This window comes from Duganella flavida, assembly GCF_009857445.1.
GTDB classification, from domain to species: domain Bacteria; phylum Pseudomonadota; class Gammaproteobacteria; order Burkholderiales; family Burkholderiaceae_D; genus Rugamonas; species Rugamonas flavida.
In genome coordinates this window covers 1-9,505 of sequence record NZ_WWCN01000037.1, presented here as the reverse complement: position 1 = coordinate 9,505, position 9,505 = coordinate 1, and the positions used below count along the sequence as shown (strand labels likewise).

The following is a 9,505-nucleotide window of genomic DNA, read 5'->3' as shown; positions in this document are numbered from 1 at the left end:
AGCGCGCTGGCAACGGCGCTGCCTGCGCCGGCGGCGCCCGTTGCTGCGGTGGCGGCGTCGGTCGTGGTCGGTGCGGCGGCTGGCGCTGCCGGCTGGTTGAAGGCGGCGACCAAGGCCAGCATGTCGGCTACCGGATCGGCGCTTTGCGCCGCTTGCGCATCGCTGTTGGCGCCATCGGCGCTGTTGCTGTCGCTATCATTGGATGTGGTCTTGGCAGGCGCTGGCGCGGCAGCGGTGTCGGTACTGCTGGCTGACGCCACTGGTGCGGCGCTGTCGGCATCGTTGCTGCTGGATTCTGGCTGCTTGGCCGGCGCGGCTTGTTGCTGCTTCGGCGCGGATGCGCGCGAAGCAGGGCGCTCGGCGGCGCGGGTCGGCTGGTTGCTGCTGGCGCCGCCGGCATTGTTGGCGCTACGCTGGTCCATCTCGCGCGACAGGGCTTGTTTGAAAGCGTCGTTATCACCACCTGCGCCGAAGCTGACATTGGTTTTTGGCGCGGCCACTGCATTGGCGTTCAGGGTGGGATTCTGGAGGTTCGTGGTTTGCATGTTTCGCGCTCTCTGGATGTCATCGTTTGTAGTACGCCTGCCTTGCTGCGTGTTCGTCCATCTGCTTCTGGTCGCGCTTGTTCTCCAGCTTGAGCGCGGCGGCATCCGCCCGGTCGTTGAGGGTGGAATAGGACATACGCTTGCGCTCGCTGGCTTGCCACGCGGCTTTTTCCTGCTCGCTGCGCAGTTCGGCGTGCTTGATCATGTCGAGTTGGCCCTTGACCGCGGTATCGAGCTTTTCAATGAAAGCCACGAAATTACGGTATGCCATCGGCGTGATGCCCGCAGCCTGCGCTGCTTCGAAACGTTTGATGTACTCGCCCTGGTAGCCGACCAGCATTTGATGCTTCTGCTTGGCGTCTTCCACGGCCTTCAGGGCAATGCCCAGCCGCTTGGCGGCGTCGTCTGTTTCACGCCGTGCCAGGTCCATCAAGGTTTCTAATTGCGCTTTGGAAGCCATGTTATTGAGCTAATTATAGGTGGCGGTGTAACGCGTCAATCAGTCGAATAGAGAGGTAAGTTGGCCCAAGCTCTCGCCCATGGTCACCCGTTCGGTGATTTGTTGTTGCAAGAAATTCTCGATCCGGTCGTGCAACTGGATGGCCTGGTCGAGTACCGGATCGGTGCCGGCGGCGTAGGCGCCAACGCTGATCAGGTCGCGGCTGCGTTCGAAGCGCGAGAACAATTGCTTCAGTTGGCGCGCCTTGGTCTGGTGCTCATGCGAGGTGATCGAGTGCATGGCGCGGCTGATCGATTGCTCGATGTCGATGGCCGGGTAGTGGCCGGCTTCGGCCAGGCGGCGGTTCAGCACGATGTGGCCGTCCAGAATCGCGCGCGCCGAGTCGGCAATCGGGTCTTGCTGGTCGTCGCCCTCGGTCAGCACGGTGTAGAAGGCGGTGATGGAGCCGCCGCCCATTTCGCCGTTGCCGGCGCGTTCCACCAGAATCGGCAGCTTGGCAAACACCGATGGCGGATAGCCTTTGGTGGCGGGCGGTTCGCCGATGGCCAGCGCGATTTCACGCTGCGCCATGGCGTAGCGGGTCAGCGAGTCCATGATCAGCAAGACGTTCTGGCCCTTGTCGCGGAAATGCTCGGCAATGGCGGTGGCGTAAGCCGCGCCTTGCAGGCGCATCAGCGGCGGCGTGTCGGCCGGGGCGGCCACAACGACCGAGCGCGCCAGGCCTTCTTCGCCCAGGATCTGTTCGATGAATTCTTTCACTTCGCGGCCACGTTCGCCGATCAGGCCGACCACGATGATGTCCGCCTCGGTGTAGCGCGCCATCATGCCCAGCAAGACGGATTTACCGACGCCGGAACCTGCGAACAAGCCCATGCGCTGGCCGCGTCCCACGGTCAGCATGGCGTTGATCGAGCGTACGCCGACGTCCAGCGTTTCGGTGATCGGCGCGCGGCCCAGCGGGTTGGCAGGGCGGGTGTTGATCGGTGCGCTGTCGGTGGTGTGGAGCGGACCGAGGCCGTCCAGTGGGCGGCCGGCACCGTCCAGCACGCGGCCCAGTAGTTCGGGGCCGACCGGCAGATGGCGCGCGCGGTCGCTCGGGCGGCGGCGCGGATGGGCCAGGCTGCCCGGCTTGGGAATCGTCGGTTCGACCGGGAACACACGGGTGCCGGGCACCACGCCTTCGACGTCGGACTGCGGCATGAGGAACAGCTTGTCGCCTTCAAAGCCCACGACTTCGGCTTCGATCTTGCCGCCGGCCGGCAGCGGCACGGTGCAGGCCGCGCCGACAGCGAGGCGCAGGCCGACCGCTTCCATCACCAGCCCGGCCACGCGCGTGACGCGGCCGGAAATTTGCATCGGCTCGACAAAGCCGACCACTTCGGCGCAATCGTGCAGGTAGGATTTCCAGCGCCCGGCGTGTGGATTGGCTGCGGCGTCCATGATCAGGCCAGCCAGTCTACTTCTTTGCCGAGCGCGTGGCTCAGGCGTTGCCAGCGCGCGGCGGCGGTAGCGTCGATCTGGTTGCTGGCGGTGTCAACTTTGCAGCCGCCACGGCCGACCGATGGATCTTCCACCACGCGCCAGCCACCCTTGTCCAGTTCCTCGCCGATGCCGGCGCGCACGGTGGCGGCGTCGTCCGGATGCAGCGCCAGCAGGGCAGGCTGCTGCAACACCGGCAAGTATTCGATGGCGTCGCGCACGATCGGCAGGATCAGTTCCGGCTTCACTTGCAGTGCGTTTTTCAGCATGCCCTTGGCCAGTTGCAGCGCCAGGTCGAGCACGTCGTTGGCGATCAGCTGGTCGGCGTCCTGCAGCGCGGTGCTAAAGCTGTCGGCCAGCGCACGCAGATGCTGCAATTCTTCCTTGGTGGTTTCCAGGCCGGCTTCGATGGCGTCCGCGTGGCCGGCTGCATGGCCTTCGTCATAGCCTTCCTGGCGCGCGTCTTCGCGGATTTGCTCCAGCTCTTCGACGGTCGGGTAGGTGATGGGCGGCGGCAGCGGCGGCCCCATTTCCATTTGTTCCTGTTGCGCCTGCAAGGCTTCTTCCACCCGTTGCTCGGCGTCGATGCGGGCATTCTCGGCATCGATTTCGCGCTGCTCGGCTTCGCGCAGGGCGATCGAGCTGGGACGCTCGTCGCCAAACGACGTCATCTCCCAGCGCTGGAACGCCGTCTGCTGTTCTTTTGAATGAATCACCATGTTTAAACGAAGGAATCCTCGCCTTTACCACCAAGCACGATCTGGCCTTCGTCGGCTAGGCGGCGCACGATTTGCAGGATTTGCTTTTGCTGGGTTTCCACTTCCGACAGGCGCACAGGGCCTTTCGATTCCAGATCTTCGCGCATCATTTCCGATGCACGGGCCGACATGTTCTTGAAGATCTTGTCGCGAAGTTCCTGCGACGCGCCTTTCAAGGCGATGATCAGCATCTCCGACTGCACCTCGCGCAGCAGCAGCTGGATGCCACGGTCGTCGATATCGATCAGGTTGTCGAACACGAACATCTCGTCCATGATCTTCTGCGCCATGTCGTTGTCGTAGTTCTTGATGTTGTCCATGACCGAGCTTTCCTGCTCGCCCGACATGAAGTTGAGGATCTCGGCCGCCGCGCGCACGCCGCCCAGCGTCGATTTCTTGATGTTCTCATTACCGGACAACAGCTTGGTCAGCACGTCGTTCAGCTCGCGCAGTGCGGCTGGCTGCACGCCGTCCAGCGTGGCGATACGCAGCACCACGTCGTTGCGCAAACGGTCGGTAAAGTTGCCAAGGATTTCGCAAGCCTGGTCGCGCTCCAGGTGGACCAGGATAGTGGCGATAATCTGCGGGTGTTCGTTGCGGATCAGCTCGGCGACGGATTGCGAGTCCATCCATTTCAGCGATTCGATACCGGAGGCATCCTTGCCGCCCAAGATGCGCGACAGCAGCACCGAAGCCTTGTCGTCGCCCAGTGCCTTGGTCAGCACCTGGCGGATGTACTCGTCCGAGTCCAAGCCCACGGTGGAGGCGGCGGCGACCATGTCGCGGAAATTGTCCAGCGTGCCGACCACTTCCTCGTGCGGCACGTTTTTCATGGTGGCCATGGCCGCGCCCAGCTTCAGCACTTCGCGCGGGCCGAGGAATTTCATCACCTCGGCAGCCTCGGTCTCGCCCATCGCCAGCATCAGGATGGCGGCTTTTTGCAGTCCGGTATTCTCAGTCATTTGCGCCTATCCATTCTTTAATCACGTTGGCCACAATGCGTGGGTCTTCCACTGCCAGTTTCTTGGCCATGGCCAGATTTTCGCGATAGCCGCGGGCGGTGTTTTCTTCCATTTTGCGCAACTCTTCTTCGGCGATGAGCGCTTCGTCCGGACCTTCTTCGACCACTTCTTCCGGTACTTCCGGTTCTGGTTCCGGCGCGTTGATCTCGTCGATTTTCTTGAACACCGGACGCATCATCGGACGCACGATACGCAGCACGATGTACAGCAAAATCAAGGCGGTAATCAGGAACTTCGCCAGATCCTTGGCCATCGGCAGGTTGGCCGGGTCTTTCCACCATTCCGGTGGCGCCTCGTACGGCTTGTCGACGCCATCGAACGGCGAGTTGGCCACGCTGACGGCATCGCCGCGATCCTGGTTGTAGCCCATCGCCTGACGCACCAGATCGTTAATCTTGGTCATCTCTTCAGGAGTATAGGCTTTTACCGTAACTTTGCCGTCCTTATTGACGAGGCGCTTGTAGTTGACCACCACCGCCACGGTCAGGCGGCGCAGGCCGCCCATGCCGCGCTGCTCGTAGCGCACGGTCTTGTCAACTTCGTAATTGGTAGTCGATTCCTTGTGACTCGGATTGGCTGCTGCGTTGGCGGTGGTGGTGCCCGGCACAGTGCCTGGCAGCGGTGCGTTAGGGCCGTTGGCTTGCGCGGTCTGGTTGAGCGGGGCGGTGGCGGTGCCCGGCGGCTGGTTCGACAGCGCGCCCGGAATGCCGCCCGGATTGGCGGCGTTGGCGCCGCCGTTGGTTTCGCTGGTCTGCTGGCTGCGGATGGCGGAGGCGGCCGGCGGCGAGTTTGGCTTGTAGTTTTCCGACGCTTGTTCAATCTTGGCGAAGTCCACATCGGCCACCGCTTCGGCGCGCACATTGCCTTCGCCGACGATAGGAATCACGATCGATTCAACCTGTTTGATCACTTGCGCTTGCAGGTCTTTGACGTATTTCAGCTGCTGCTCGTCGAGCTTGGCGTTGCTGCCGTTGGCGTTCTTGCTCTGGTCGGAAATCAGGTTGCCGGCCTGGTCGACCACGGTGACGTTGGCCGGTAGCAGGTCGGGCACGCTGGAGGCCACCAGGTGGACGATGGCGCCGGTTTGCTGCTGGTCCAGCATGCGGTTCGGGTGCAGGGTAACGATCACCGAGGCGGTTGGCTTTTGCTGGTCGCGCACGAACACGGACGGTTTCGGCAAGGCCAGGTGGACACGGGCGTTTTCAACTGGCGCCAGCGACATCACCGAACGTGCCAGTTCGCCTTCCAGTGCGCGCTGGTAGTTGACTTGTTCGAGGAACTGTGACACGCCCAGCTTCTGGTTTTCCATCAGCTCGAAGCCGACGTTGCCGCCTTTTGGCAAGCCTTGGGCGGCCAGTTTCAGGCGGATGTCATGCACCTGGTCGGCCGGCACCAGGATGGCGGTGCCGTTGTCGGCGAACTTGTGCTTGACCTGCATCTTATCCAGCTCGGCCGTGATGGCGCCGCCGTCGCGGTCGGTGTAATTGGAGAACAGCACCGCGTATTCAGGCGGCTTGTTCCACAGCCACAGGCCCAGCAGGATGGCGGCAATCGCGGCGGCACCGGCCGCGCGCAGGAAGTTGCGGCCCATCGGCGTCTGGATGAAGGGCAGCTTCTCGGCGCCGTCGTCTTGCGCTGCGGCTGCTGTGTCGTTGTCGATTTCTTCCGCTACGGCCATGATGGTTGGGTCCCGAGTGAGGGTTCTATAAGCAATATCGCCATTATTACTTGTATTCAGGAAATTCAATAGGGGGAACAGAGCGCCGTTTACGGTCCTGCTCGACGCTGGGGGCTTGCGTGCGGCTTGTTATTCTGGCAGCACGTTTAAAAAGGAGTTAGCAATGATTACAGGTGGAATTGACAGTAGTCGAATCCAGGCCATGATTGCGCAGTTGAGGGCGCATGCGACCAGCCCCGACCTGACGCCGCCGGCGATCTCGACCGAAGCGCCCGCCACGCCCAAGGCCGATTTTGCCGATGCCTTGAAAAAATCGCTGGACGCGGTCAATGTCAGTCAGGTGGACGCCGATGGCATGAGCAAGAAATTCGCGATGGGCGATGACAGCGTCAGCCTGTCGGATGTGATGATCGCGCAACAAAAAGCCAGCATCAACTTCCAGGCCACACTGCAAGTGCGCAACAAGCTGGTGTCAGCCTATCACGACATCATGAATATGCAGGTTTAGGCCAGAGCAAGCTGAACTAAAGCCCAGAAGTTGGAGTCCAACTTTCGGGCTTTTTTATTTTGGTGGGTACCGTTTCGGGTATATTTTGCTGTGCGAGATGAGTGGCGTCTGCGGACATCAAGTGCCTGCGTGACGAATTAAAATTTAGTCAGCCAGTCTTCGCACTTCATCTGCATACAACCGCTTCGACTGTGCGTAAGTGGGAGTAAGGAGAAACTCGTCCGACTGGCCCAGCCCTCAAATTGCTTAACATCATTGCGGACAAGGTATTGCAAGCGATCATCTGACGTGCAGTAGCTTAGACTTGACCTGACACGAGTGGCCAAATGGGTTAGCGTTATGAGGGGCCGGAATCGGCTGCCAATAGCGGTCGGTGAGTAATAGGTGGACTTTGCAGTCCTACACTAACTGGCAGCGGCGCCTGTCTTGAGCTCCCCACCCCACACTTTCCGAGACGCGGAAAAATCAAGCGGCGCTCGCGACATTTCTTCTTCGTATGACCACGCTGAATTTGGCTCTCGCCACAGCACTTCCACTGTCAATCCATCGGGGTCGTTCGCGTACACTGACAAATGGGCTGTTTGGTCTGCCGAAAACTTAAAAGCGCCGACCTTTTTCAATTTCTCATGCATTTCTTCTAGCTCGCTCAAAGTCCCAACTTCGAACGCCAAATGGAAGAGGCCAGGCTGCGTGGAAGTTCCCATGCCGCCTGGCACAGCTACCGCGCCGCCTATGAGCGCAATGTCGTGGTGGTTGCCACTCTCGTGTGGAGAGCGCAGAAACAGCATCTCCTCAGAATGTGCGCTTTTGGGTAAGCGGGCGACTAGGGCGAGCCCGAGAACGTCACGGTAGAACGCCAGCGACTGCTCAAGGTTGGTTACTCGAAGAACTGCATGGTTGAGTTGGCGGATGGACATCGATACTCCACAATTGAATGATTAAGATATATCTTAATAATTTAAATAAGATATATCTTAACTATTATGAAGTCAAGTTCGTAGTATCAGACCAAGTCTAAATTAGTACATCATTAGTACATCAATGGCTAGGCAAAACCTAATTCAGACCGGCAATGCGGGCGTTGCGCTCGCGTTCCAATTTGGTGATGTAGCGCTGGACGTTGGCCAGCGCGCCGCGTGGGATGTTGACGAACTCGCAGCCCAGGCGGCGGTTGGTCTTGTTGTTGAGCAGGGTCAGGTCGAGGGAATTGCGCACCTGTAGCGCGGTGCTGATCTGGCCGATTTCCGGCAGGTCGATCTTGCAGTCGGCGTAATTCTTGCCGATGGCGTCGCCCAAAATCATTTTATTGTCCAGAATCGCAATGCCGCCGCAGCTGATGTCGGCCAGCGGGAAGGTGGTCGGGCCGCCCAGTTCGGCCGGCAGGGCGATCTGCACCCGCACCGGGTTGGTCACCGGCGTGGCAATGCGGTAGTACTCGCGCCGTTGCAGGCGGATCAGCGTGGCCGGGAACGGAATCCGGAACGCCGGGTTGCCTTCAAAGGTGGTCGATTCGATCTGGTCGGCCGCAAACAGGATGCGCACCTTGTCCAGCGTGGTCTCAAACGACAGCCGGCGCGAAGCCAGGATACGTTTGTTCTGCTCCTGGTCGATCGAGCAATCGAGATAGACCAGGTTGCTGGTGTCGTCAACATCGAGGATGGAAGTGACGCAAACGTCCGACTCGCCCTGGATCAGCATGCGGATCAACTGGTTTTTTTCGCCGATACCGCGCAGCAGGGAGAAAATTTCCCGTCTTGATTCGACTTCAAAATCGTGCCAGTTTTCCAATTCCGCATCCTGAAAGTGTGGGTACATCTAAAGCCAGTCGGTTCAAATTTCGGTCAATGGGATGCTGGTGTCCGGTGCGGGAGGCAGGGGTATGCCAGACTTTTGCGCTGCTTCAATATGATATAGCCACGCTAACAGTTCCGCAATTGTACGATAGAGGATAGGCGGAATCTGTTGGTCTAGATCAACCTCCATGAGCAGGGACACAAGCTCTTTCGACTCGTGGATGGCCACGCCGGCCTCCTGCGCCACATGGATGATCTGCTCGGCCACCAGTCCACGGCCTTTGGCCACCACCTTGGGCGCCGGTTTCCCGGTGTCGTAGGCCAGCGCCACGGCTTGCTGCAGCGGCTTGCGCGGGGCTTCATCCGCCATGGTCGTCCTCCTGGCTGATGGTCAGCGAGGACAGTTGCGCGCCGGCGGCTGCCATTGCGCTTTCCAGTTGGCTGGCGTAGGCGCGCAGGGTGGTGGCGCTGCCGTCGCTGTCGGTCTGGACCTGGATGTGGACCTGGTCGCCGACCAGCGTCACCGCTGCCGACACAGCGCCCAGCAGCGGCAGGCGGAAGCGCACACCACTGCGCCAGATTTGCTCCGGTTCGGCGTCGGCCTCGCCGCCGTCTTGGCCGCCTTCACGCTGGTCGCGCCGCACTTCCCATTGCATTTCTTGTCCCGGCCACGCCTGGCCGTGCCACAGCACGCGGTTTTGCTCCTGCGTGTGCAGCTGCTGGTTGATCATTTGCGCGGCGCTCAGGTCGGGGCCGCTGGCGGCGGCACGGGCGGCGGTCTCGCCGCCTTGCTGTTGCAGCAGGCGCTGCATTTGCGGCTCGCGCATCAGGTCGGCGATCGGGCGCTCGCCCTTGGCCCATTCGGCTACATGGGATTCATAGAACAGGCCGCTCTTGGAAATGGTGTCGTGCAGCTTTTGCGCCAGCTCGTCGGTGTCGGGCGCGCTGTTGCCGAATAGCGCGGTCTTGCCGATCAGTGCCGCCTGCGCCGCCTGGCCCGCTTGCGCGGTGCTGAGGATGGTGGTGAGCACGCGGGCGGCGCTGCTCAGCGTCGGCTGCGGCGTGTTGGCGCTCAGTTCAGGCAGGTCGCTGGCCGGCGTCAGCGGTGCTTTGCCGAGCAGGGTGGCGGCCAGGCTTTGCGGTTTGACAGCGTCTGCTGAACCGGCGCTGCCAGCTGCCAGCGTGGCAGCGGCTTGGGCGTTGGCGGCGCCGGCCGGTGTGGCCAGTGCAGCGGCCGGATTCGGCGTCGCAGCGCCGGCGGC

At 61.2% G+C, this 9,505-nt stretch carries 10 protein-coding genes and 2 pseudogenes; 2 read left to right on the top strand and 10 right to left on the bottom strand.

The window, feature by feature from the left end:
• From GTP46_RS28930 to fliF, 6 genes and pseudogenes are all read right to left on the bottom strand, one after another.
• Positions 1-545: pseudogene (locus tag GTP46_RS28930) on the bottom strand (flagellar hook-length control protein FliK); the annotation flags it as partial.
• A gap of 19 nt (positions 546-564) precedes the next feature.
• The gene (gene fliJ / locus GTP46_RS28925; protein ID WP_161010088.1) at positions 565-1,005 is read right to left on the bottom strand and encodes a flagellar export protein FliJ; all 441 of its coding nucleotides are present in this window, start codon (positions 1,003-1,005) and stop codon (positions 565-567) included.
• 39 nt (positions 1,006-1,044) lie between these two features.
• Positions 1,045-2,445, bottom strand: coding sequence for a flagellar protein export ATPase FliI (gene fliI / locus GTP46_RS28920; protein WP_161010087.1), 1,401 nt, complete (start codon positions 2,443-2,445; stop codon positions 1,045-1,047).
• Positions 2,446-2,447: 2 nt separating this feature from the next.
• A complete protein-coding gene (locus GTP46_RS28915; protein ID WP_161010086.1) occupies positions 2,448-3,203 on the bottom strand; it encodes a flagellar assembly protein FliH in 756 nt (251 codons plus the stop codon).
• A 2-nt stretch (positions 3,204-3,205) separates the two neighbouring features.
• Positions 3,206-4,204, bottom strand: a complete 999-nt coding sequence (gene fliG / locus GTP46_RS28910; protein WP_072781382.1) for a flagellar motor switch protein FliG — start codon at positions 4,202-4,204, stop codon at positions 3,206-3,208.
• Entirely contained in the window at positions 4,197-5,942 is a 1,746-nt protein-coding gene (gene fliF, locus GTP46_RS28905; RefSeq protein ID WP_161010085.1) for a flagellar basal-body MS-ring/collar protein FliF, read from the bottom strand. Before fliF ends, fliG begins: the two co-directional genes overlap by 8 nt.
• 163 nt (positions 5,943-6,105) lie before the next feature.
• Here fliF and fliE point away from each other — a divergent pair, with 163 nt between their 5' ends.
• Both fliE and GTP46_RS28895 read left to right on the top strand, forming a co-directional pair.
• Complete coding sequence (fliE, locus tag GTP46_RS28900) at positions 6,106-6,450, top strand: flagellar hook-basal body complex protein FliE (RefSeq protein WP_161010084.1); 345 nt, start codon at positions 6,106-6,108, stop codon at positions 6,448-6,450.
• A 104-nt stretch (positions 6,451-6,554) separates the two neighbouring features.
• Positions 6,555-6,737: pseudogene (locus tag GTP46_RS28895) on the top strand (helix-turn-helix domain-containing protein); the annotation flags it as partial.
• Positions 6,738-6,854: 117 nt separating this feature from the next.
• Here the strand turns inward: GTP46_RS28895 and GTP46_RS28890 are convergent.
• From GTP46_RS28890 to fliK, 4 genes are all read right to left on the bottom strand, one after another.
• Positions 6,855-7,367 (bottom strand): VOC family protein, encoded by a 513-nt coding sequence (locus GTP46_RS28890; RefSeq protein ID WP_161010083.1) that lies wholly within the window; start codon positions 7,365-7,367, stop codon positions 6,855-6,857.
• Between the two features lie 139 nt (positions 7,368-7,506).
• Positions 7,507-8,265, bottom strand: coding sequence for a flagellar brake protein (locus GTP46_RS28885; protein ID WP_161010082.1), 759 nt, complete (start codon positions 8,263-8,265; stop codon positions 7,507-7,509).
• A gap of 15 nt (positions 8,266-8,280) precedes the next feature.
• Complete coding sequence (locus GTP46_RS28880; protein ID WP_161010081.1) at positions 8,281-8,613, bottom strand: EscU/YscU/HrcU family type III secretion system export apparatus switch protein; 333 nt, start codon at positions 8,611-8,613, stop codon at positions 8,281-8,283.
• Positions 8,603-9,505: flagellar hook-length control protein FliK (gene fliK, locus GTP46_RS28875; protein ID WP_161010080.1), on the bottom strand; the 903-nt coding region annotated here is incomplete at its 5' end. The genes GTP46_RS28880 and fliK, both read right to left, overlap by 11 nt.

Bases quoted from the DNA above. Each gene is read 5' to 3' on its own strand.
- fliJ (WP_161010088.1), bottom strand. From the start codon at position 1,005: ATGGCTTCCAAAGCGCAATTAGAAACCTTGATGGACCTGGCACGGCGT.
- fliI (WP_161010087.1), bottom strand. From the start codon at position 2,445: ATGGACGCCGCAGCCAATCCACACGCCGGGCGCTGGAAATCCTACCTG.
- GTP46_RS28915 (WP_161010086.1), bottom strand. From the start codon at position 3,203: ATGGTGATTCATTCAAAAGAACAGCAGACGGCGTTCCAGCGCTGGGAG.
- fliG (WP_072781382.1), bottom strand. From the start codon at position 4,204: ATGACTGAGAATACCGGACTGCAAAAAGCCGCCATCCTGATGCTGGCG.
- fliF (WP_161010085.1), bottom strand. From the start codon at position 5,942: ATGGCCGTAGCGGAAGAAATCGACAACGACACAGCAGCCGCAGCGCAA.
- fliE (WP_161010084.1), top strand. From the start codon at position 6,106: ATGATTACAGGTGGAATTGACAGTAGTCGAATCCAGGCCATGATTGCG.
- GTP46_RS28890 (WP_161010083.1), bottom strand. From the start codon at position 7,367: ATGTCCATCCGCCAACTCAACCATGCAGTTCTTCGAGTAACCAACCTT.
- GTP46_RS28885 (WP_161010082.1), bottom strand. From the start codon at position 8,265: ATGTACCCACACTTTCAGGATGCGGAATTGGAAAACTGGCACGATTTT.
- GTP46_RS28880 (WP_161010081.1), bottom strand. From the start codon at position 8,613: ATGGCGGATGAAGCCCCGCGCAAGCCGCTGCAGCAAGCCGTGGCGCTG.